This window comes from Veillonella intestinalis (assembly GCF_943193155.1).
Lineage (GTDB): Bacteria > Bacillota > Negativicutes > Veillonellales > Veillonellaceae > Veillonella_A > Veillonella_A intestinalis.
This window is the reverse complement of sequence record NZ_CALPDB010000003.1, coordinates 40,482-65,657: the sequence shown is the minus strand read 5'-3', so window position 1 is coordinate 65,657 and position 25,176 is coordinate 40,482. Positions and strand designations below refer to the sequence as shown.

The following is a 25,176-nucleotide window of genomic DNA, read 5'->3' as shown; positions in this document are numbered from 1 at the left end:
TTTAGATTATTTTAGAGGACATTGGCTAGAACATATAATACATTTACTATTTAATACGGGGATGCGTCCTCAAGAAGTACAGGCTTTATACTGGAATGATATAGAAATACAACCAGATAATTCTATTTACGTTACAGTTAATAAAGCGTGGGGACTTACCGAAATAGGCTACGGAATTAAAGAAACAAAAAACTTTTCTAGTAATCGAAGAATTTACATTCCGCCTAATTTATATCTTGTTAATTTACTGCGTAAGGCTTTTAAAAACGCTAATGGTTGTAAATATGTTGCCTATAACTCATGGCGTACTGCCCCTATCTCTACAACTAATTTAACTAATCGTTACTTTAAGGTTGCTGGTAAAATAACGCTTAAAAAGAATGTCACAGCACATGTAGCAAGACATACTTATATCTCAATATGTTTAGCTAAAGGAATTTCACCGTATGATATTATTAAGCAGACAGGTCATGCAACAATAGAGATGATTGTTAAAACTTACGGTCATGCAATAAAGAAAACAGAAGATGTATTCAAAAATATTTATATAGTTTCACAGTAATATGAAAAACATTCTAACTATTTCTTCTAGTCCAACATTTGGTACATCAAAAAATACCTGTTCGCCCTTGATTTTACTGGATTTCTGACAAAAAAGACGAGAAAAATGGTACATCAAAAAGTTGATGTACCAAAATAATTTTTATATAACATTATTTTTCAAGATAAAATACAGCAAAAATAAAGTATTTATAAGGGTTCATTTGATTTAAATTACACTTTTCAAAACAAATTTAAAAATTTGTAAAAAAATACGTAGCAAAAGTCACAAAAACCCTTGCTACGCCTACGTTTTCAGTGGAGCCGATAATAGGACTTGAACCTACGACCTACTCATTACGAATGAGCCGCTCTACCAACTGAGCTATACCGGCATGTCTACTTTGTTATTTTAGCGGATTTCAAACTAAACGTCAAGAAAAAGCGCTTACTTATAAACTAATAAGTAAGCGCTTTTTTGCCTATATTTTAACATTTAATAATGGATTACCAGCCACGGCCAGCACCGCCTCCGCCGCCAGAACCGCCACCGAAGCCACCACCTCGGCCACCACCTGATCCACCACCAAAGCCGCCGCCTCCGCCACGACCACCGATGGAGATATGAGCCAATATAAATCGAGTAATAGCGCCTCCAAAAAAGAAGAAATCAAGAATGAGGAAGATAAGAATTCCGCCGCCAATATACATCACTTGTTCATCAGACAACTCATCTGATTCCCCTTGCCGACGATTTCCTTCTTTTACAAGGCCTTGCATCTCTTTACTAATATCAGGATGTACAATTTGCACGGCTTGCCAAACAGTATTTACAATACCACTACCATAGCGGCCTTCCTTAAAATATGGCAATGCATATGTATCTAGCAGCTGACCAACTTTAGCGTCATTTAAATCACCTTCAAGACCATATCCCACGGATAAGTACACCCGCTTATCCGCTATTGCCACCGCCAACACGAAACCATCATTTTTACTGCCGTGACCAACACCCCAGCCACGCAATACAGCAAGGGCATATTCTTCAGGCGCTTGATCACCAAAAGTAGGCACTACTACAACGGCCAATTGACCTTTGCCTGATTTATCGAATTGTGTCCCAATTGCATTTAGAGTTTGTAACTCCTGTTGCGATAATACCTTAGCCTGATCCACCACATACTGCCCTGCTGGGGGCTTAGCAGGTATATTGGCTAATCCTACATTAATCAATAAAACGGCAAATAGTAAAACAAGCCCAAAGATTCGTGGCATACATTTCAGCATTGGATCCCTATTTGACCTACTAGACTTATTTATGCTACGAGTCATGCTAGCCTCCTAACTATATGAAACGCCTAAGTAAAACTATTCGCTTTTACTACCTCATTAAAAGGATACTTTAGGCGCTGCTTGCGCACTTTCATCAGCTTGGAAATATGCTTTTTGTTGGAACCCAAGCATGCCTGCATAAATGGATGTTGGGAATGTGCGAACCTTTGCATTATAGCCACGCACAACATCATTATAATCCTTACGAGCAACAGCAATCCGGTTTTCAGTACCAGCTAATTCATCTTGTAACGCTCTGAAATTCTGATCCGCTTTAAGATTTGGATAATTTTCCGTAATCATAAGCAAACGACTTAATGCACTGGATAATTCTCCATCTGCTTTTGACATATCTTCTACTGTGCGAGCACCACCTAGTTTAGCACGCGCATCAGAAACTGCATTAATAGCTTCTTGTTCATGAGCTGCATACCCCTTAACGGTACTTACTAAATTTGGAATCAAGTCATTACGACGTTGCAATTGCGTTTGTACTTGGGCTAACTGATTATTTACGGTTTCATCCATTTGTACTAAACCATTATATCCACTTACTAACCACACTGCGACTACCGCAATAACAGCAATAACAATGAGCCATGTCTTTTTCATATTGTTCCTCCCAAAACGTAACAGTCTTATCTAATACATACTTATAACTAAAAAACAATATATCGAAATATATCGTATATTTCTTATTATACTATATAATCCATACTTTTTAATAATAAAAAATCTACGCTTTAATACTCTATTAAAGCGTAGATGCTCTATAACTATTTACTATGTACTATAAGAAATCATTTTTCCAAAGCAAAATGCCTGCTACAAAGGTAGCAATCAAAGCAATGCCAATAACAAAGGAAAAGCCATCACCAAAGCCCTCAAACGGCACTGGTACATTAATGCCCCACAAGCTAAAGATTAATGTTGGTACCGCCAAAATAATCGTTACCGCCGCCAATAATTTCATAACCATGTTTAGATTATTAGAAATAATAGAGGTGAATGCATTCATCATGTTCATTAGAATATTTGAGTACATTTCAACCATTTCAATAGCCTGCTTATTTTCAATAATAACGTCTTCTAGCAAATCCTCGTCTTCTTCGTACATTTTAAGCAAATGACGCACATCTTCATGACTGCGAATACGCAAAATTCGCTCCATTACAGTACCATTCGTTTTTAATGCCGATGTAAAATAGGTCATGGACTTCTGTAATTCTAACAATTGGAAAAAGTCTTTATTTTTAGTGGTATGACGCAATTGGATTTCAATATCATCGGTACGACGATTAATTTGTTGCAAGTATCGTAAGAACAATGTAGCTGTACGATACATAATTTGAAATAAAAATCGCGTTTTCTTAAATGTATAAAATGTAGCTACCTGATTATTTAAGAAGGGATACATTACTTCTGACTCTTCTAAACAAACGGTAATAAAGAAATCAGGTGTTAAAAAGATACCTAACGGAACTGTATCGTAACTGTCGCTCCCCCGCAAAGCAGGAATGTTAATAACGACAAAAATATAGTTTTCTTCTATTTCCACGTGCGAACGTTCTTCCATATCCAACGCTGTTTTCAAAACGTCCGTAGGGATTTCCGTCATAATATTGACAAGCGCCAGCTCATCGGGGTCAGGATTCACCAAGTTAATCCACGAGCCCTTTGTTGCATCAGCTACGGTTGTATCTGATATAAGCTCGCCGTCTTCATGTTTGTATACCGTGAGCATACGCCACCTCCCATTCATTAGCTTATACTTCATCATATCCAACCAACATAGCATTCGTCAAGTATAGAATCAGTGAAACGGCCATAAAAAATCGCTCTTAGGTGCTTTAACAGACATTATCTTTTCCTAAGAGCGATTTAATCGCATGAACGAAACAATAAGTAAAAATCTTACCCTATATTAACGTCCAAGCTAGTGTTTACTTTTTATACAAAATTCGAACGGAGTTTAAAATACAAAGTATGGAAACACCAGTGTCAGCAAATACTGCTACCCACATATTAGCATAGCCAAAAAGCCCAAGAATCATAACGAGCACCTTGATACCTAAGGCAACTGCTACATTCTGCCAGGCAATGGAAATTGTATTCTTAGCAATTCTAAAAGATTCTACTACTGAACTAATGCTAGGACGCATATACACAACATCAGCCGCTTCAATCGCTGCATCGGCGCCACTTCCCATAGCACCGCCCACATCAGCTCCAGCTAGTACAGGCGCATCATTAATGCCATCGCCTACAAACATAGTAGATCCATATTCTTGACGAAGCTCTTGCATAACACTTAATTTATCCACTGGCAACAACTCAGCTCGCACGGCACTAATACCTGCTTCTTTAGCCATATAATCAGCACCAGCTTTAGTATCCCCAGTCAACATAATCGTTTTTAGACCACGTTTGGTTAATTCTAAAATAGCCTCTTTTGTATCTGCTTTTAATTTATCTGAAATTAAAATAGCTCCTGCATATTGGCCATTAATTGCGATTAGTACTTCACTGCCATAGGTAGTAGACTCAGTTGGATATCCTGAAATATTAAGTTCATCCATTAAACGACGATTGCCCACAGCTACAGTGTCACCTTTGACAATCCCTGTCATACCACGACCGGATAATTCAGCTAACTCATCCACACTGGCAATAAACATATTACGTTTTTTGGCTTCATTGGCAATACTTACAGCTACGGGATGTGTCGAACGCACTTCCAAAGCAGCTGCATGACTTAACACCGACAATTCATCGAATCCATCAGCACTATGAACAGCCTGAACAGCAAATTCACCGGTAGTAATCGTACCCGTTTTATCCATTGCTACCGCTTTTACCTTAGCAATTGCTTCCATGGACAAACCACCTTTAAACAAGATGCCTACACGGGAGCCACGACCAATACCAGAGAAAAAAGCTAAAGGAACACTCAATACGAGAGCACATGGACAACTAATTACCAAAAAGGTAAGAGCCGTATATATCCAGTACGACCAATTCCCTGTAATTAACGATGGTACTACAGCAACTAATATAGCTAAAACTACCACAATAGGCGTATACACACGGGCAAAGCGTGTAATGAAACGATCTAATCGAGGCTTTGTAGCCGCCGCATTCTCTACAGCATCTAAAATCCGTGTTACCATAGAATCTTTTAATTCTTTATCAACACGCATCAAAATACGACCGCTCTGATTAATACAGCCTGATAAAATTTCTGTACCAGGGCCTGCTTGTACAGGAACTGGTTCACCAGTTACCGGCGCTGTATCAATACGCGTTGCCCCTTCTATGATAGTGCCATCTAAAGGAATGCGCTCACCCGCTAATACTTCAATAGTCTGCCCAATCTGTACATCTTCTGGACTGACTAAGCCGGTATGACCGTGTGGATCAACTACACGAACTTGTTCAGGACGCATATCAATAGCTTCCATTATGGCAGAGCGGCTTCGTTCTGTCGCTTTTTCCTCAAAATAAGTGCCAATACGATAAAATAGCATAACCCCAACGGCTTCTGGGGTCTCCCCAATAATCAATGCCCCCAAAGTAGCCACACTCATTAAGAAATTCTCATCAAAAATTTGACCAGAGCCAATATTTTTAATAGCATTCCACAAAACGCCCCAACCTAATAATAAATAGGTAGCTAATAGCATAGCTAATTCAATATTTTTAGGAATACCTTCTACAAACACATCTACTAACATCACTATAATACCCACAATAATGGCTATAAGGCCACCGCCATGAGCATGGTCATGATCGTGATCATGAGCGCCTTTAGCTTTTCGTTGATATACTTGTACTTCTACACCTTCTTCAATGGCATCACAAATCGTTTGGATTTCTGAGATTAAAGCCGATGTATCTGGTATCGTAGAAGTAATTCGCAATTGCTGCGTACCAATAGAAAAAGAGGCGTCACTAACTGTTTCTAATCCCTTAATACGGTCCTCGATTTTAGCGGCACAGTTCGCACATGTTAAATTCTTAAGTAATAAGATTCGTTCCATCGTTGACTCCTTGTGTGTCTGCAGATACTAAAATGATGTAATACATACATTATAAATAACCTATACTTGCGAGTTTAAAATTTATATATTCGTATCTATCGCAATAACATATGAACAATTATTCATATGTTTCTATATATTCATTATATATGTCCCGAGAACTATTGTCAATATAGGGGTATCGATTATGATATTTTGTTATAACTAGCTATTTTAAAGCATAAAAGTGTTGACTCTATATAAGCGCAGCGCCTTTGACTATATTATGTATTATATATAACAAAAACACGGCTTATATAAGCCGTGTTTTACGTTTGTTTGGTATAACTAGCATTTGTTGGAATGCCTTAGTGTTTCTAAATGACGTCTATATCAAGACCAACTACTGTTGCCCATACAAATAGTTAGGGTTGATATGTTAGACATAATTAGTCTTCTTGACGATATGGTTCTTGACCAAGTTTGTAGAAGTCATTACCTTCGCTATCGATTACTACGATGCAAGGGAAGTCTTCAACTGTTAATTCTGCTAATGCTTCTGGACCTAAATCACCATAAGCGATAACTTCATAATTTTTAATAGATTTTGCGATTAAGGAAGCAGCACCACCAACAGCAGCAAAGTAAGTTACGCCGTTTTTCTTCATGGAATCAACTACTTCTTTAGAGCGAGACCCTTTACCAATCATACCTTTGATACCTTGATTAAGCATAGTTGGTGTGTAAGCATCCATACGACCAGATGTTGTAGGACCTGCCGCACCGATTGGATCACCAGGTTTTGCTGGGGATGGTCCAAGATAATATACAATTTTATCATGCCAATCAATTGGCAATTCTTCGCCGCGAGCTAATGCTTCTGTCATTACTTTATGAGCAGCATCACGAGCGCTATAAATTTTACCAGTAATCAATACGCTGTCGCCAGCTTTAAGAGTTCTGGATACTTCTTCTGTTAAAGGTGTGGTGATACGTTTAGTTTCAGCCATTTCAATCTTCCTCCTTATTAAATAATTTCTTCAGCATGACGGCTTGCATGGCAGCAAATTGTCACGGCTACAGGAAGACCAGCAATATGAGTAGCAGCCCATTCGATATTAACTGCTAACGCTGTAGTGGTACCACCAAGCTGAGGTCCAATGCCAGTTTTGTTAACCATTTCTAATAGTTCTTCTTCTAATTTAGCGTATTCTGGCATATCATTACGTTTTTTAGTGGAACGAAGTAATGCTTTTTTGGAAAGCAATGCTGCATAGTCCATAGTACCGCCGATACCAACACCAAGTACCATTGGAGGGCAAGGGTTAGGACCTGCTTTTTTAACAATTTCCATAACAGCATTTTTAACGCCTTCAACACCATCAGCTGGTACAAGCATTTTTACGCCAGATTTATTTTCAGAACCGAAACCTTTAAGTTCCATGTCAATTTTAACTTTATCGCCAGGAACAATACGAGTATAAATGATACAAGGAGTATTGTTACCAGTGTTTTTACGGTTGAATAAAGGTTCTGCAACTACAGATTTACGTAAGTAACCTTCTACATAGCCTTTAGCTACCCCTTCTTGAATAGCATCTTCTAAATTGCCACCTTCGAAGTGTACATCTTGACCAACTTCTAAGAATACGATAGTGTAACCAGTATCTTGGCAAATTGGACGATCTTCTTCACGAGCAATTTCAGCATTTTTAATGATTTGGTCTAATACAACACAACCTACTGGAGATTTTTCTGTTTCACGACCTGCTTTTAAGCCTTCATATACATCTTGTGGTAAATAGTAAGCCGCATTTTTACACATTTGGGCTACTGTTTCCGTCACTTTTGCTACATCGATAGTACGCAAAGTAATCCCTCCTCAACTTAAAACGAGTTTTCTGATGACTTAATCATAGCACACATGACAAGGCCTTTCAAACAAGTCCTATGCAGTTTAATCAAGTATTTATGTCTAATGAGAATTTTTCGCAAAATCAAAAGATTGATGACAATATCTATACCTCTAGCGCACATACGCTAGTTAAAAGCCACCTTTTTCATCCATTTTATGCATTAATATTCAGCAAATATACACCTCCATAAAGCGCAATACTATGCAATCAATACACAACCGTTTGCCACATAGCTTTTCTATTATATGCCTGTATATAATTGCATTTCCTCATACCATATACATACGTTTTTTCTGCACATACTATACAATAATTTGCCATCTCCATAGTATTGAATTCCACAAAATTTAAATTTTAATTCCATAGCTAGAAATATCTAATCGAATTTCCTTAATTAACTAAATGATAATTATTACCAATAATATAATTTATTTGCTCTTTTTTGACGCTATACAAATCAAAAAAAAGCCTCTCCACTTCATTTTTTTGACGTTTTACAGACACCTATACGCAATTGATATAGGCAATTCTTCTTTTTCATCATTAATTTCTAATGAAAAAATAGGGTTTCACAACTAAAAGTTATGAAACCCTATAAAAGTATAAATTAATTAAATATATCAATACTATACTCTCAATAGCAAGCGTATAGCACTCATTAATTACTTTTTACTTGATTTAATATTTCACTATTAAAAGTATATAAAACTGTCTTAATCTATATCAAACTACACAAACCTACGCACTCAATGCTTCCGATATACAATAGCACTACGATTCAAATAACGGAAGGGAAAACTCAAACAATGAACTAATCGGCTAAACGGAAAAATAATACATACAATCATCCAAGATAGCATATGAGCCTTAAAAATAGGAGGAATATTCACCATTAATTCTGGTTGTGGTTGCAAAATTAATAAACTACGAAACCAAGGTCCAATATACGCACGATAATTAAACGCCCCATCTGCATTCATCATAGTCCCTAAAAAGCCCGTCAAAATAGTAATACCTAAAAATGCAAAGAGCCACACATCCATGGACGATGTATTGACCTTCATATAAGAAGTACCAAAACGTCGTTTCATAAGAAGAAGAAAACCAACAACTAATAAGATACCAGCTAGTCCTCCAATGTACAATGCCCCTGCATGATAAAGATGTTCATCTACACCTACCTTTTCAGTCACTTCTTGAGGCACCAAAATACCACCAACATGACCAAAGAAAACCAATAGTAGTGCAAAATGGAACAAAGGGCCCGCTATACGTAACTGTTTTTTCTCCAAAAATTGACTCGACTTAGTAGTCCAATTGCGCTCCGATACCGTATAGCGCACCGCCGATCCAATCACCAAAAAGGTAAACGCTATATACGGTAAGGCGACCCATACAAATTCACTCATCGTGTAGCCCCCTCCCAACGTTCAATAATTTGTAAAATCACATCTAAAACAAAGGCTTGTACTTGTTGGCTATCGATTAATCGCTGCCGCAATACTGTTAACCCCTCTCGGCTATACGTTAAGATCGGCAAAGCTTCATCAGCTTGTAAAGTACTACAAAGTTCTAATAAAGCAGGCACATAATCTGGTAGCTCTCTAGCCACATCAAAACCATGTTTTTGATAAAACTCTTTAAATACTAATAATTCTGCCGCTTGTTCTTCTGCATTAGTCGCATCATACGACGTTAAATACATATTAGTGTTACCACTAAAATCAAACACTCGCACATATTCATCCTCATACTCACGCTGAGTTTGACTCATAATGTATTCTACAACAGATCCTAAGCTATCTTTTATAGGCCCCTCAGCCCAAGCGGCCAATATAGTTTCTACTTCATGGAGCGAACTCCACCAAGCTTCGCTAGGATAACTCAACAAATACGCACAAACTTGTAATACGTCCTGCTCAGTCTGCATTCGTTGTGTAGCATCTACGCCTACAGTCGCTGCCACTCTATTACTCATGGCAACCACCTCCTGAACAACTACCTGCTCCCGTACTGCCAGAACAACCGCCAAACGCACAGTCACTAAAACCACCTACGCCTTGGTGTAACCGTTTTTCTTCTTGAGAAGCATTCACCCCAGCGGGAATTCTAAAACGGTCTTTATATTTAGCAACCCCTAGTAAGCGATACATATCATATAAAGCATGAGGCCCATATTTTTCATCAAAGTCAGTCGTCGCTTCACCACGCGTACGCTGTTGCATATAACGACGTAAGTCCAATAAAGTATCTAACACACGGCGTATTACCGCTTCATTCCCTGCAGACAATAATTGTGCCAAGTAAGCTACCGGAATTCGCATGGCTTCTGCTTCAGGGAAATGAACTGACGACGCTTGTTTATGTAAAATGGGGCTCATTGGCGGTACATACCACACCATAGGAACCGTACGATATTCCGCATGAAGAGGTAAAGCAATTTGCCACTCTTTAATTAAACGATAAACGGGCGACTCTTTGGCCGCTTTTAGCCAATTCTCTGGAATGCCTTGTTCTCGTGCCATTTGTACTACTGCTGGATCATGAGGATCTAAAATCACATCCAACATATTGCCATAAATGTCTTGCGGATTTTCAGTAGCCGCTACATCAGCTACTTTATCTAAATCATATAAAAGCACACCTACATAACGCATGCGACCTACACAAGTGTCAGCACAAATCTGTGGCAGACCATTTTCTAAACGGGGATAACAGAACACACATTTTTCGGCTTTATTAGTCTGCCAGTTATAATAAATCTTTTTATACGGACAAGCCGGTACACAATGACGCCAACCACGACATACATCTTGTGAAATCAATACAACCCCATCTTCGTCGCGCTTATAAATAGCTCCTGATGGACAAGCGGCTACACAAGCAGGATTCAAACAATGATTACAAAGACGTGGCAAATATTTCATAAAAATATCGTGGAAATCAAGAGCGATATTCTGTCCTAAGTTCTGTAAATTCACATCAGCGCGAGCTGTGCTACCACCGGCTAAATCGTCTTCCCAGTTAGGCCCCCATTCTATTTCCATTTTTTCTTTAGTAATCAAAGAACGAGGTCGTGCCACAGGCTGATTATTCTTGCGCTTAGAATGAATTAAAGTTTCATAGTCATATGTCCAAGGCTCAAAATAATCCTTTAATTCTGGCTGCTCTGGATGGAAAAATAGTTTCATCAAACGATTGCTTTTAGAGCCTGTCGCTAACTCTAGCTTGCCATTCTTTAACACCCAACCGCCTTTCCAACGATTCTGATCTTCCCAATGTTTCGGATACCCAATGCCAGGTTTTGTTTCTACATTATTAAAATACATGTATTCCGCGCCTTCACGATTGGTCCACGTATTTTTACATGTAATCGAACAGGTATGACAGCCGATACATTTATCTAAATTCATGACCATGGAAATTTGTGCTTTAATCTTCAAGCCAATCAACCTCCTTCATCTTACGCACTACCACAAGCATGTCGCGTTGATTACCGGTAGGTCCGTAATAGTTAAACCCATAACTTAATTGTCCATAGCCCCCAATCATATGGGTTGGTTTCATATGAATTCGTGTCGGTGTATTATGAGTACCGCCACGACCGCCAGTCAAACTAGTACCTGGCACATTAATGTGACGATCCTGAGCATGATGCATATATACAAGGCCACGTGGAATACGAGGCGTTACCACAACTCGGGATGCTACTACACCATTACTATTGTATAATTCAATCCAATCATTATCAGCTACGCCAATTTCATTCGCATCATCTTCATTAAGCCATACAGACTGACCACCACGGAATAAAGTCAACATCTGTGGCGTATCAAAGTACATACTGTGAATACTCCATTTATTATGTGGCGTTAAATATTTAAGTGTAATTTCTGGAGTCCCATCATTTGGCAACGCTTCCCGCATTGGTGCGTAGGCCAAAATAGGTTTGTACGTTGCCATCTGTTCACCCCATTCTGCCATAACATCGTGATCTAAGAAATACGATTGACGACCTGTAATAGTGCGGAATGGCATAAGTAATTCCACATTATTCGTAAATGGCGTATAACGGCGATTATCCTTACCATTACCAGTGAAGATTGGCGTACTAATAACTAAGCGTGGTTGAGCCACAATATCTTCAAAGGTAATATGTTCACCACTACGACCACCTGTCATTTTGGTTAAATCCGTAAGTCCCGTCAACTCTTCGGCTTTGGCCCAACTCTTATGTGCTACTGCACCATTCGTAGCGGAAGACATGGTAAGCACGGCTTGGCAGGCTTGATATGCATCTTCAATCGAAGGACAGCCAATGCCCACATCATCAGCCAAAACATCCGTCGTATTGCCTTCTTTAACACCGCCTAAGCTAGCACCACGAATCACACCATTACGAGCTTTTAATTCTTCATATTGTTCACCAATATTAACAGCAATACCATGTGCCCCTACAGCACCATTCGCTAAATTAGGGCCTAAAGCACGCTGCTTTTCAAAAATGCGTGTATAATCACGCGTCACTTCTACCAGTTGAGGCATTGTTTTACCTGGAATTGGTTCACATTCACCACGGCTCCAATCCTTCACCACTCCACCTGGTTGCGCTAATTCTGCTTCAGAATCATGTTGCAAAGGCATCGCCACCATATCACGGTATACAGGCATATTCACTTCTTTTGCTAGTTTTGAAACGGCTTTGCCTAAAGTTAAGAATATATCCCAGTCTGTCTTAGCTTCCCAACCTGGATCAACAGCAGGCTGGAAAGGATGCACAAACGGATGCATATCGGTTGATGATAAATCTGTCTTTTCATACCAAGTTGCCGTCGGTAATACAATATCAGAATATAAAGCAGACCCAGCCATGCGGAAGTCTAAATCAACCAGCAAATCCAACTTGCCTTCACCTGCCTGTTCACGCCACTTGATTTCTGTTGGTTTTGCTACAAGCTCGTTATTTTCTAAAAGGCCATTTTTCGTACCTAACAAATGTTTCATAAAATATTCGTGCCCTTTAGAAGATGAAGTAATTAAATTTGCCCTCCATACTATAAGATTGCGCGGGAAGTTTTCTGGTGCATCTGGATCTTCCACAGCAAAGCTTAATTCTTTCTTCTTTAATTGCTCGGCTACAAACGTTTTTACATCGCCAAACTCTGTAAGACCTGCTTGTTTAGCCTCCTCAAAAATAGCTGCTCCACTTTTATTAAAGGTTGGATAGGAAGGCAACCAACCAAGACGAGCCGCTAATACATTATAATCACCTACATGACGATATCGTGGCGATGCCAATGGCGATACTAAATCGTCTGTATCCATTTCATCAGTACGCCACTGATCCGTAGCGAAATAGAAGAAAGACGTACCATTTTGTAAACGAGGAACTGGCTGCCAATCTTTAGCACTCATAATAGCGCCCCAACCTTCAGCAGGACGAAGTTTCTCCTGGCCTACATAATGCGCCCAACCGCCACCATTTTTACCTTCACAAGCACAGAATAGTACAAGGTTCAATACAGCGCGATAAATTACATCCGCATGGAACCAGTGATTGATACCACCACCCATAATAATCAGAGAACGACCACCCGTAGCAATCGCATTATCTGCAAATTCACGAGCTGTATGAATCACCATGTCTGGTGTAATGCCGGTATATTTTTCTTGCCATGCTGGTGTAAAGGGCGTATCACTAGTATAATCAGCATTAACCTCGCCACCTAGCCCGCGGTCTACACCATAATTAGCAAGTAATAAATCATATACAGTTGTCACATATACAATGCCTGTACGAGTATGCAATTGCTTAACTGGTACATGACGGTCTAGTGTACGTTTTTCATCTAAATGACCAAAGAATGGTAACGTAACAGCCTTCACAGCATCATTACTATCAATAAACGATAATACAGGATTAATCGGTGCCCCATTCTCACTATTTTCTAATTTTAAATTCCATTTTGTTTTGTCACTCCAACGATGACCCATTTGTCCATTAGGAATAACTAAAGTATCCGTAGTCTCATCGAGTACATAATACTTAAATTCACTATGTTCAGAGGTATCGCCCATATCTTTGGCTGTTAAGAAATGACCTGCTACTAATTTACCATCCTTCTCTTCAAGCTGTACTAAGAATGGAAAATCCGTATATCGCTTAGCATAGTCTACAAACATAGGCGTCGTATTGTCTACATAATATTCTTTTAAAATAACATGCCCCATAGCCATAGCTAAGGCACCATCAGAGCCAGCTTTCACATTAAGCCAAGTATCGGCAGCGGTAGTAGATTCTGCGTAGTCAGGAGATACAGAAATTACTTTGGTCCCTTTATAACGCACTTCAGTTAAAAAGTGAGCATCTGGGGTACGTGTTTGTGGCACATTTGATCCCCAAGTCATAATATAGCCCGCATTATACCAATCACTACTTTCTGGCACATCCGTTTGATCGCCCCACACTTGCGGACTAGCTGGAGGCAAATCAGCATACCAATCATAGAAGCTAAGGCAGGCACCACCCATAAGGTTCATAAAACGAGCCCCTGCAGCGTAACTAATCATAGACATGGCTGGAATTGGGGAAAAACCAAAGTTACGATCAGGCCCATAGGTCTGCACTGTATATAGCATAGAAGCTGCAGTAATTTCAGACGCTTCTTCCCAAGTAGAACGCACAAAACCACCCATACCACGAGCCGATTTATAACGCTTCGCTTTTTCTGGATCTGTCACAATGGATTTCCAAGCTTCTAACGCATTCGGATATTCTTTTTTAGCGGCACGCCACATATCCGCTAACTCTCCACGCACATAGGGATACTTCACCCGTAATGGGCTATACATATACCATGAAAACGATGCCCCACGAGGACAACCACGAGGCTCAAAATCTGGCATGTCAGGGCTTGTTTCAGGATAATCATGATTCTGATTCTCCCAAGTGACAATGCCATTTTTGACAAAAACATTCCAACTACAAGAACCTGTACAGTTAACACCATGTGTTGAACGCACTACTTTGTCGTAAGACCAACGATTACGATACATGGATTCCCAGTCACGGCCTCCTTCATAAATGGCTTGATGACCTGATTCACTTTTATTTTTAGGCACTAAATAGGAAAATTTCTTAAAGAACGTGTTCATGCTGTGTCCCTCCTTATTACTTTCAGCATACCAAAGGAACTTATCCCCTTATGTGATTTTAATCACATGAATTTAAGAAATTTAATCCAATCGGACAAACTAATATAAATGATTAAATAAAACTGAACCAATAAAAAAAGTCGGTGCTTATCACACCGACTCTAATTCATATCTACTTTACTATCCTAACAGCAAATTCCATACTCCAAATTCCATGGCGCAAATTTCATGGCGTAAACTTCATAGAGTAAACTTCATGGCGTAAACTTCACAAAGCTACTGTGTAGTCTACTAAGTTAAGGATTCAGCAGGCACCAATATTTTAAAATGATTCTTCTCAAATTCAATAAGACCATCGTCACGCATACGAGATAATTCTCGAGTCAACGCACTACGATCTACACATAAATACTCACTAAGCGCCACACGGCCTAAAGGCACTTCAAACTCCATACGCCCCCAAACCTTTGCCATATAGGAAAAATACGCCATCAACTTATCTCGCAAATTTCGCTTCGAAACAATCTCAAGCTTTTGCAAAATGCGTACATTTTTATCGGCCACTAAGGTCATAATATTTTGCACCAGCTGGCGATAGGGTCCTACATCTTTAGACGCAAAAGCTAATAGCTTATCAAATGGAATATAGAGCGCCGTCACATCAGACGCTGCATAAAAATTGACTAGCGATACTTGATTAGAACTACAAGCAAAGGATTCACCAAATAAATCGCCTCGATTCATAAAGACTAGAATCGAACGATTTCCCCAAATATCTTCACTCATCATATGAACGGTGCCCTTAATAATAACACTAACGCAACGAATTTCTTCCTCCGCTAATGTTATGTAGCCCCCTTTTTTAAAGTTTTTACTGTAAGCCCCTATACTTTTAATAACATCTTTAAATTCAGTTTCACTTAATCCCTTAAAAGCCCTTAACTCCTTTACCATTTCAAACGTATACTTCATACGTAACACCTCAGCCAATGATTTGTCCCTTTCAACGCCCTTTCCCTATAAGCATTTTTCTTTTTCATTATAGCATATCTACTACTATATATCGATGTCTTTCTATGATTCTATATAATGTGTGTTTTATTTATGCTAATGAATCTCATCATTTTTTAGCAATCTTTCAATTCCGTGATAAATATCACATACAAGGTTTTTTATTTCTCTTATACTCCAATTAGACAAGGACTCTACGCCTGTCATCCCCTGTATAGATGATGCTACTAAGCCCTACAATTCTATTAGTAATATCATCTATTCGTAGCCTAGATTGATGAACCCTAAACTTATAGCACCTAATTATAGTCAATAATACTCCCTATTCCCAATCTAGGCTCCTCAAAGGGGAGTAATTTTTTTAACTATAAAATGTTAAAACGCAAAAAAAAACAAATGTAACGAATTAACACTGAAAAGGAGCTTATCTATGTCATCTACGTCCGACCTTACTGCTTCACTGAGTCGTCGCGAAATCCTAGCTCAGTGGCAGCCTGACAATGAACAATTCTGGAATCAACATGGTAAACGTATTGCTAAACAAAACTTAATCGTATCTACACTCGCTTTAACACTATCATTTTGTGTATGGACACTATGGTCAACCATAGCAGTGAAACTCAATGCCGTGGGCTTTCATTTTACTGACGAACAACTCTTTACCCTAGCAGCTATGCCTGGACTAGTTGGTGCTACGGGACGCTTACTTTACACCTATATGCCAGGCATCCTAGGAGGCCGTAACTGGACATTCTTTGCCACCGCTTTGTTACTCATACCTTTATGGGGCCTTGCTCAAGCCTTACAAGATCCGACCACCTCTTATGAAACCTTCTTTATTTATGTGGCTTTATTAGGGATTGCGGGGGCTAACTTTTCTTACTCCATGGCAAACATCGGACATTTCTTTCCCCGTTCACAACGTGGCACAGCCCTAGGCATCAATGCTGGTATCGGGAATTTAGGTGTTTCCATCATCTTTCTTATGGCACCTATCGTTATGGGCATGACTGTATTTGCCCCTTTTGTTGGAACGCCTCAAACAATGCAAGATGGCACGGTCTTATTCTTACAAAATACCTGCTATGTGGGCATTATTCAAATCTTAATTACCTTAGGCCTGATTATTAAATATATGGACAACCTACCATTACCAAAACAAAGTCCTGCCTCCATGATGAGTATCTTTACCAATAAACATACCTGGATTATGACTTGGATTTATACCTGTGGTTTTGGTGCTTTTATTGGTTTCTCTGTAGCCCTTAGTTTATTAGTACAAAAAGAATTCCCTGAAATTCCCTTTGCCTATGGCGCATTCCTTGGCCCATTCATCGGTGCTGGTATTCGCCCTATCGGTGGTTGGCTGGCCGATAAAATTAACAGTGGCACAACTATTACACTTTGGTCTTTAGTAGGTATGCTCATTGGTGCTATATTCATTATGTATGGCATAACGGCTCATAATTTTATTATTTTCTTCAGTGCCTTCTTATTTTTATTCTTTATGACAGGCCTTGAAACAGGTGCTTCTTTCCGCATGATTCCTTATATTTTCACCAATGGCATGCAATCCTCCTTAGTTACAGGCTTCACAGCTGCTATCGGTGCCTATGGTGCCTTCTTCATTCCCAAAGTATTCGGCTGGGCTTATAGTAGCTATCATTCTGTAATGCCTGCCTTCTATATTATCTTGGTCTTTATGGTCATTACAATTTTCTTAACTTACTGGTTTTATGCACGTAAAGCAGCTGGTATAAAATGCTAACCATTAACCACAAGTAACTTTTAACCATTAATTGATTAAGAAATTATCCTATTATAATACAATCTTCATAGCCCTTATCAATGCTTCATAACATGAAAAGCAAGGCGTAGCTAATTGTTATGATAATTGATGAGGGCTTTTTATATCCTTAAGTACATATTAATATCTAACTATAAATAGAGTTTACACGTTAAAATTATTCCCTAAAGTTAAATTAAAAATAATATTAACAGAAAATCATTATTAATTAGTTGACATTCATTATTGCCTATGTTAAGATATACACATAGCAACGGATAATTATTATAAACTAAAAACAATTATCCGCAACTAATTAAACATTCAATTTCAATCACATAATGATTGAAGCGATTTAATAGGTAATGTAAATTGCTGAGAATCAATCAGCAGTCAATTTAGGAGGAAAACTTATGAAAAACGTACAAGAAGTAAACAAATATTTAGCAAACTTAGCCATTTGGAATGTAAAATTACACAACCTACATTTCAATGTAGTTGGTTCTCAATTCGTACCAACTCACGAATATCTTGAAAGTGTATATGACAATGCCTTTGAGTACTATGATGCTGTTGCCGAACTTCTAAAAATGAAAGGCGAAGAACCAGCAGTTCGTGTATCTGAATACTTACAAATTGCTTCTATCGAAGAATTAGATGGTCGTAACTTCAGCGTAAAAGAAGTATACGAAATCTTACAAGCAGACTTCAAACTTATGTCTGACCTAGCTCTTGAAATTCGCAGTGTAGCTGATGAAGAAGATAATTTTGCCTTAGTGGCTCTTATGGAAGATCACTTGGCTTACTATGAAAAACAACTTTGGTTCTTACGCGCTAGCTTAGCTTAATAGCACGTTTATAGTATTATAATTTACAAAGCTAACTAACAGTGTATATATACTTATTATATACACTGTTATATAAACCTATGATGTAAGCTTTACATGTAACCATATAACTAAACCCTAAATATAAAGAGGTGTAACCGAATTTGCCTGCGGTTACACCTCTTTTGTTTATACCTCTACATACAATAAACCCATAGACATTATTTATCAGTGGGTACTGGAATAGGCCCCATCATTTTGTGAGGTAAATACAATTCATCTAAATATGTAATTTCTTCACCAGTTAACTTTACATCAAGCGCTTTTACAGCATCTTCAATGTGACTGGCCTTAGTGGCTCCTACAATAGGTGCTGTAATCCCTTTCGCCCATTGCCAAGCCAAGGCAATTTGTGACATAGTTACCTCATGAGTTTGCGCTAGTGCCGCTACACGCTGTACAATTGGCAAATCTTGCTCCTCTGTACTATCATATTTACGTTTTGCAATCGTATCAATCTCACTACGCTTTGTTTTTTCTTGCCAATTAACACGCGCTAAACGGCCGCCAGCTAACGGACTATAAGGCATTAACATAACCCCTTGTTGCTTACAAAGAGGAATCATTTCACGTTCTTCTTCACGATATAACAAATTATAGTGGTTTTCCATAGCTACAAATTGTGTCCACCCATTGAGCTCCGCCACATGTTGCATGGTATGAAACTGAAACGCAAACATAGAGGAAGCCCCTAAAGCTCTTACTTTACCTGCTTTCACTAAGTTATGTAGCGCTTCCAGTGTTTCTTCTACAGGTGTTTCATAATCAAAACGATGAATGATATATAAATCGAGGTAATCTGTACCTAAGCGCTTTAAAGATCCGTCAATTTCACGGGCAATCGCTTCTTTAGATAATTTACCATCATTAAAATATACTTTGCTAGCAATCGCCACTTGGTCACGAGCGACAAATTTCTTCAAAGCCCTCCCTAAATACTCTTCACTAGTCCCATCCCCATATTGATTAGCTGTATCAAAGAAATTAAGGCCTAAATCAAGTGAAAGTTTGACCATAGCTTCCGTTTCTTCTGGATTTAAACTCCACTTTTGCCCCAATACATCTTTGCCAAAGCTCATACAGCCTACGGTGATAGGAGATATTTTAATATCTGTTGTAGGAATTGTAGTGTAGCGCATAAAGACTCCTTTCATGGTGAATCTCTTAGTCAATTGTATTATGATAGATAGCTCTTTGCTTTTATTATACTAAAGGTAACTATACTAAGCTAGAAAAAGTATTGATAGATATATAACCATCTTCCATAATTTCACGCATAGCAAAAACTTTTTATTTTTACAAGTTTATGCTATCAATAGCACAAACTTGTATTTTCTACAACTTTTTACTACAAAACAAAAACCTCTTATTGTTAACATAACATTAACAATAAGAGGTTTTTTCACACTACATCACACATACTATTTTAATTCAGCTGCTTGTTTATAAATCTTTTGAACCCCACGGTTAGATAAATAACAGGAGAACATACAAAGGACTACACCCACAAGCAATGTATAGAAACCCATGTCCCAACCATAATGGTCGACAACAAAGCCAAATAGAGTCGTCCCCAAAGAGCTACCTACTAAATAACTCATAAGGCCACGTAAACCTACGGCCGAACCTAATGCAAAAGTAGGAATTACTTCCATCGCCTGTACAGGAATCATAGATTGCGGAATATAAATTAAACAGCCCGTAATACAAGCAAAAATAGTCGCCCATAAAATAGAATTGGAATTCATATAACCAATAACACAAGCAAAAATAACGACTAAGCAATAAATTGGCAATTGCATAATACGGCCTTTAAAGTATTTATCTACTAAGTAGCCTGCAATAATCGTTGATGGAATCGCTGCCCATTCAAATAACATATAGGCCACACTCATTTCAGCTTTACTAAAGCCTTTTACTTTTAATAAGTATAGTGGAATCCAAGTCAACATGCCAAAGCGAACCATATAAACAAATACGTCAATAAGCACTAAATACCAAGAATTTGGATTTTTAAAAACATAATGATAAAACACGTGGAACGCATTCATATTTTCTGGTCGTTCGCTGTCCATCTTAGCTGATTTTTGCCCAGCTGCCTCTTCATGATACATTTCTTCAACAGTTGGCAAACCTTCTTCAGCAGGACGTTTACGAACAAAATACAAAATCAATAATACGCCAATAGCGGCTAACATAGCAGGTACTGTAAAGGTACCTAAACGCCAATGTTCTGTCCCTAAATAGCCTACCGCAGCCCCTACAATAGGTGCTACAATACCACCACCTAGGTTATGAGACATATTCCAAATGGTACTCGCCCGACCACGTTGTGACCGCGGGAACCAATAACCTACCGTAATAATCGAAGGGCCTACACCCATACCTTGGAACAATCCTAATAAAATAATAAGTGCAATAAATAGACTGTAATGTGTAGTGAAGCCCATAACTATGTTAATAACAACACAAAGAGCTAGGCCTGTGGCCATAAAATACTTAGGATTAGCTTTATCGGCTAACACACTCATAAAGCCTTTACTAAGACCGTAAGTAATTAACATACAGCTCGTCAATAAACCTAGCTGTGTCTTAGTTAATCCCATCTCTCCCGACAAATATGGTAAGGCTAAATTGAAGTTGCTTCGCACTACATAGTACATAGCATAGCCAATCCATATCCCAATTAATGAATGCATCTGCAAGCGTAGAAATCGTTCTTTCGTAGCTTGTAACGCTTCACTCATTGTAAAACCTCCTTCAAACTTAAAACATAACACTAAAAATTAAACACGAGGTTAATTATAGTACAAAAGAAGGTAAAAAAGCTAGAGTAAAAATAACAAAAACTCTTGATTATTATGATTTTTAATCATAATAAAACCTCTTACTACTAATTGTGCAATTAGCAATAAGAGGTTTTTTCAATAGATACTACTTTACACTTACTTCCAACACGTAATCCTCAATCCGCTTCCACAGTCACCATTTGACCGGTTCGCAAAGAGGTAAATACTACTCGTTTAGCCCGTAATTGATAGGTTCTGCCTGGTCGCTCACAACCATACAGAGCATCACCGACTAGAGGATGACCTAAATGAGCCATAGCCACCCGAATTTGGTGCGTTTTCCCCGTATATAAGCGAACATCAACCTTTGTGACTAATTTTGCTTGTTCTGCTGCAGATAAAGTATCTAACGTTTCGCTATCTACTAATTTTAATTCCGTCCCATCTTCCGCATATATACCTAACGCATTATACGCCGTCCGCGTCATTTTACCATCATCACGGACTTCATAATGAATACCATCTTCACTACGTCCCATCGGTAGTTCCACAATATTAACGCCTTCTAAGCGACCTTGTACTGTTGTAGTGTACCACTTTTCAAAGCGCTGATCTTCAATTTGTTTTTGATAAAAACTTTGTGCTAATGCACTTTTAGCTACGACAATACAACCTGACGTATCTCTATCTAAACGATTTAAAAAGCGAACTTTTCGTTTAATACCATTATCTTTAAAATACTGTGCAACCCCATTGGCTAGGGATATTTGACCTTTTGAATTAACAGTAATCCCTACCGGTTTATCTAAAATAAGCAAATCATCGTCTTCATATAAAATAGTCAATGCTACTTCAATCGGCTCGTAATCTATTTTTTCTTTAGGTAGTTGCAACCGCAGCTCATCGCTTAATACGACTGATTCCGTCGGCTTTGTTTTTTTGCCATTTAATAAGACTAGTTTTTCCTGAAACAACTGTTTCATCACAGCCCGTGACATTTGTTTAGCATCTAGCCATTCGCTCACCGTCGTAATACCTGATGCCACATCCTCAGGCATTAATAAAAAATTTACATCATCAGATCGAAATGTTTTTCGTGCCATACAACACCTCCTTACCTTCATATATATATAGACCTATACAGCGCATAACTACAGACTTATTCCCATACCACATTATTAGGTAAATACTGCAAAAATTCACTCGCTTTGCAAGGTTTCCCGCGATCATTAGTAGTAGCATATGAAATAAATAAACGCTGTTTTGCCCTAGTAATTGCGACATAAAATAAACGCTGTTCTTCGGACAATTTACCCTCTTTTAGGGCTAAAAAGCTAGGGAATACACCTTCTCGTAAGCCAGCTAAAAACACATAGTCAAATTCGCTGCCCTTAGCCTGATGAACTGTGATAATAGGAATTCTCTCATTATTCTTCAAGCGCTGATCCGGTTCACCAGCCGTTAACGCTGCTTGCTCTAACATGCGCTGTAAATATTCACGACCTGCTAAGTGATTATCTTGCCCTTCTAAATCTACCATAAGACGATATAAATCACGAATATATTCCACACGCTCATGCTCTTTTCGCTCCGTATAATGGGCCAGTACCCCCATATCATTCATAATGTAAGCCAACAATTGAGATGGCTTATCGGTTACAATTTTACGACGTAATGTAGCCATTTGTGATGCCATCGTAGCAAAGGCATTTTTAAAATTACTAATTAACGCTCTACGCTGATCAGCTGTCGGTTCAATATTTTCTTTAATCGCATACAACAAAAGTCGTGCCGTTGCGCGAATATCATCCATCGCATTATGGGTTGGAGTGTAATTAATAGGGAAAGTTTCACTTAAAAAACCTAATTTATGATTGGCTAACCGTGGATAAAAACGACGATAAATATCTAATGTATCATATACGCCAGCAAACTGAGGCGTACCTAACTTATGACGTTGCAGTTCACTCGTAAAAATGCTGATATCATAATTTACATTATGCCCCACAATAATAGCATCCTTAGTAAATTCTTTAAATTCAGCTAATACAGTAGCTGCCTCTTCACCATGTTCAGCTAAATAGTCATCACTAAACCCATGCACTAATTCTGAATCACCCACAGGCTTACTTGGTCGAATAAAACGTTCAAATACCTTACCTTCTGAACCATCAGGGTTCAAAGTAAAAGCGGCGATTTGAATAATCTCATCTTTAGTCGTATCTGTACCTGTACTTTCTACATCATAAACAATAACCTTGCCAGCGACCAAACCTTTTAGTAAACCATCATAGGGCTCACTTTCAAAAATTTGCATATCCATAAAATCAGTGAGGCGAAGTCCCATTGTTCGAACCGATTCACTCTCAATCTGTTGAATACGCGCTTCCCCAATCCCCTTCACATAACGCTTAATTAAACGCTTAGCACTAATAGCATCATGTGGATTTAGGAGCAATTTAAAATAAGCCATTACATCTTTAATTTCTTGACGCCTAAAAAATTTATATTCATCAATAATCATAAACTGCCGCTGTTCTGCTGGTGGCAAATTATCATTGCAACGCCTAAATAAACCACTCAAATATTGAGCCTGCTTGTTGCCCCGCACTAAAACACCAACATTAGCATCTTTTGGTAGCGACTGAATTGTATCAAAGATATAAGCCCCTTCTTTCCATTCCGTAGGAGCTCTATGCACTACAATGGGCTCCCCTTCTTCCTCAGTCGCAGCAAAGGGAGGTTTTTCATAAAACTCTGCAATCAAGCGTGGAAACATACGCTTTAGTACAGCAAAAGAAGCATCAAATAATTGACGATTAGCTCGATAGTTTTCATAGAATACAATGACTTCTGGCTGAAATTCTTGTTTATACTCAGCTAATAGACGCTCTGGGTTGGAACCTCGCCATTCATAAATTGTTTGAAAGTAATCTCCACAAAGCAAAATATGATTACCCTGCCACAGCAGTTTCATCACTTCAGCCTCTAAATCACTGGTATCTTGCATTTCATCAACAGAAATATAAGAATAACGACTACGCCAACGCTCACGAATCGTTTCATCTTGAAACAAGCGATGTACCTGTGTTATTAAATCAGTAAAATCTACACCATGCACATTGGCTAACGCTTCTTCATAACCTACTAAAGTTTCATAGCCCGTTTCACGAAAATCAGCTAATGTGCTCATCGAAAGTCCGTTAAAAAATCGCTCCATCATTGCCCGTTGTTCAATAAACAAACGATCAATAGTACGGCGATAATCTTCAGCTGGTGGCTCTGTATAATAGCCCCACAAAGAGCGATATTCTTTCACATGACTAATTAAATTCATAAATACAGGCTCTTTCATTCCTATAGGCAGCCAAGGGGCTAATAATTCCTGACAATCCACTTCATCATAAATGGACATATCCATATAAAGCGTATCATTACGCTTACTTTCCTCTTGCAACACTTTATAACAAAAGCTGTGAAAGGTACTAACCTCCACAGCTTTAGCCACTGACCCTGCCATGGCAAGAATGCGATCTTTCATCTCACGGCAAGCCTTATTCGTAAAGGTCATACAGAGAATTTCATCGCCTTGCGCCGCCCCACTTTGTAAAATGTGAGCTACCCGGTGAGCCAAGGTATTCGTTTTTCCAGTGCCAGCAGAGGCCAATAACAGTATATTCTTGTCCAACGTTGCTACAACACGCTGTTGGGCTTCGTTTAACTGCGCCATGGACTCTTAGC

General features: G+C 38.6%; 17 protein-coding genes, 1 tRNA gene and 1 pseudogene. 3 read left to right on the top strand and 16 right to left on the bottom strand.

The annotated features are described in order from the left end of the window. Nucleotides 1-31: 31 nt before the first annotated feature. A pseudogene (locus NFR44_RS04175) lies at nucleotides 32-562 on the top strand (site-specific integrase); the annotation flags it as partial. A gap of 297 nt (nucleotides 563-859) precedes the next feature. On the opposite strand, the gene NFR44_RS04170 reads toward NFR44_RS04175, so the two are convergent. From NFR44_RS04170 to NFR44_RS04115, 12 genes are all read right to left on the bottom strand, one after another. Continuing rightward, nucleotides 860-935: transfer RNA gene (locus NFR44_RS04170), tRNA-Thr, on the bottom strand. A gap of 112 nt (nucleotides 936-1,047) precedes the next feature. Further along, complete coding sequence (locus NFR44_RS04165; RefSeq protein ID WP_251441419.1) at nucleotides 1,048-1,872, bottom strand: TPM domain-containing protein; 825 nt, start codon at nucleotides 1,870-1,872, stop codon at nucleotides 1,048-1,050. Nucleotides 1,873-1,929: 57 nt separating this feature from the next. Next, on the bottom strand, nucleotides 1,930-2,484 hold the full coding sequence (locus NFR44_RS04160) for a LemA family protein (protein ID WP_251441418.1): 555 nt from the start codon (nucleotides 2,482-2,484) through the stop codon (nucleotides 1,930-1,932). 178 nt (nucleotides 2,485-2,662) lie between these two features. Further along, nucleotides 2,663-3,616 carry a magnesium transporter CorA family protein gene (locus NFR44_RS04155; protein ID WP_251441417.1) on the bottom strand — a complete coding sequence of 318 codons (954 nt, stop codon included), beginning with the start codon at nucleotides 3,614-3,616 and terminating at the stop codon, nucleotides 2,663-2,665. Nucleotides 3,617-3,815: 199 nt separating this feature from the next. Then, a complete protein-coding gene (locus tag NFR44_RS04150; RefSeq protein ID WP_251441416.1) occupies nucleotides 3,816-5,912 on the bottom strand; it encodes a heavy metal translocating P-type ATPase in 2,097 nt (698 codons plus the stop codon). A 428-nt stretch (nucleotides 5,913-6,340) separates the two neighbouring features. After that, nucleotides 6,341-6,901, bottom strand: coding sequence for a Fe-S-containing hydro-lyase (locus NFR44_RS04145; RefSeq protein ID WP_251441415.1), 561 nt, complete (start codon nucleotides 6,899-6,901; stop codon nucleotides 6,341-6,343). Nucleotides 6,902-6,918: 17 nt separating this feature from the next. Next, entirely contained in the window at nucleotides 6,919-7,761 is an 843-nt protein-coding gene (locus NFR44_RS04140) for a fumarate hydratase (RefSeq protein WP_251441414.1), read from the bottom strand. A gap of 792 nt (nucleotides 7,762-8,553) precedes the next feature. After that, complete coding sequence (narI, locus tag NFR44_RS04135; RefSeq protein WP_251441413.1) at nucleotides 8,554-9,216, bottom strand: respiratory nitrate reductase subunit gamma; 663 nt, start codon at nucleotides 9,214-9,216, stop codon at nucleotides 8,554-8,556. Continuing rightward, nucleotides 9,213-9,785, bottom strand: a complete 573-nt coding sequence (narJ, locus tag NFR44_RS04130) for a nitrate reductase molybdenum cofactor assembly chaperone (protein ID WP_251441412.1) — start codon at nucleotides 9,783-9,785, stop codon at nucleotides 9,213-9,215. The genes narI and narJ overlap by 4 nt, the downstream gene beginning before the upstream one ends. Beyond that, nucleotides 9,778-11,250 carry a nitrate reductase subunit beta gene (narH, locus tag NFR44_RS04125; protein WP_251441411.1) on the bottom strand — a complete coding sequence of 491 codons (1,473 nt, stop codon included), beginning with the start codon at nucleotides 11,248-11,250 and terminating at the stop codon, nucleotides 9,778-9,780. The genes narJ and narH overlap by 8 nt, the downstream gene beginning before the upstream one ends. Beyond that, nucleotides 11,240-14,962 carry a nitrate reductase subunit alpha gene (locus NFR44_RS04120; protein ID WP_251441410.1) on the bottom strand — a complete coding sequence of 1,241 codons (3,723 nt, stop codon included), beginning with the start codon at nucleotides 14,960-14,962 and terminating at the stop codon, nucleotides 11,240-11,242. The genes narH and NFR44_RS04120 overlap by 11 nt, the downstream gene beginning before the upstream one ends. 291 nt (nucleotides 14,963-15,253) lie before the next feature. Then, nucleotides 15,254-15,934, bottom strand: coding sequence for a Crp/Fnr family transcriptional regulator (locus NFR44_RS04115; RefSeq protein ID WP_251441409.1), 681 nt, complete (start codon nucleotides 15,932-15,934; stop codon nucleotides 15,254-15,256). Nucleotides 15,935-16,403: 469 nt separating this feature from the next. Here NFR44_RS04115 and NFR44_RS04110 point away from each other — a divergent pair, with 469 nt between their 5' ends. Both NFR44_RS04110 and NFR44_RS04105 read left to right on the top strand, forming a co-directional pair. Then, a complete protein-coding gene (locus NFR44_RS04110) occupies nucleotides 16,404-17,741 on the top strand; it encodes an MFS transporter (protein ID WP_251441408.1) in 1,338 nt (445 codons plus the stop codon). A gap of 431 nt (nucleotides 17,742-18,172) precedes the next feature. Beyond that, entirely contained in the window at nucleotides 18,173-18,607 is a 435-nt protein-coding gene (locus NFR44_RS04105; protein ID WP_251441407.1) for a Dps family protein, read from the top strand. 200 nt (nucleotides 18,608-18,807) lie between these two features. Here NFR44_RS04105 and NFR44_RS04100 read toward each other — a convergent pair whose 3' ends face one another. The 4 genes from NFR44_RS04100 to NFR44_RS04085 form a co-directional block, all read right to left on the bottom strand. Next, nucleotides 18,808-19,785 (bottom strand): aldo/keto reductase, encoded by a 978-nt coding sequence (locus NFR44_RS04100; RefSeq protein ID WP_251441406.1) that lies wholly within the window; start codon nucleotides 19,783-19,785, stop codon nucleotides 18,808-18,810. Nucleotides 19,786-20,067: 282 nt separating this feature from the next. Continuing rightward, nucleotides 20,068-21,393 (bottom strand): MFS transporter, encoded by a 1,326-nt coding sequence (locus tag NFR44_RS04095; RefSeq protein ID WP_251441405.1) that lies wholly within the window; start codon nucleotides 21,391-21,393, stop codon nucleotides 20,068-20,070. A gap of 218 nt (nucleotides 21,394-21,611) precedes the next feature. Continuing rightward, nucleotides 21,612-22,538, bottom strand: a complete 927-nt coding sequence (locus tag NFR44_RS04090; protein WP_251441404.1) for an RluA family pseudouridine synthase — start codon at nucleotides 22,536-22,538, stop codon at nucleotides 21,612-21,614. 56 nt (nucleotides 22,539-22,594) lie between these two features. After that, nucleotides 22,595-25,165, bottom strand: a complete 2,571-nt coding sequence (locus NFR44_RS04085) for a 3'-5' exonuclease (RefSeq protein ID WP_251441403.1) — start codon at nucleotides 25,163-25,165, stop codon at nucleotides 22,595-22,597. Nucleotides 25,166-25,176: the final 11 nt, after the last annotated feature.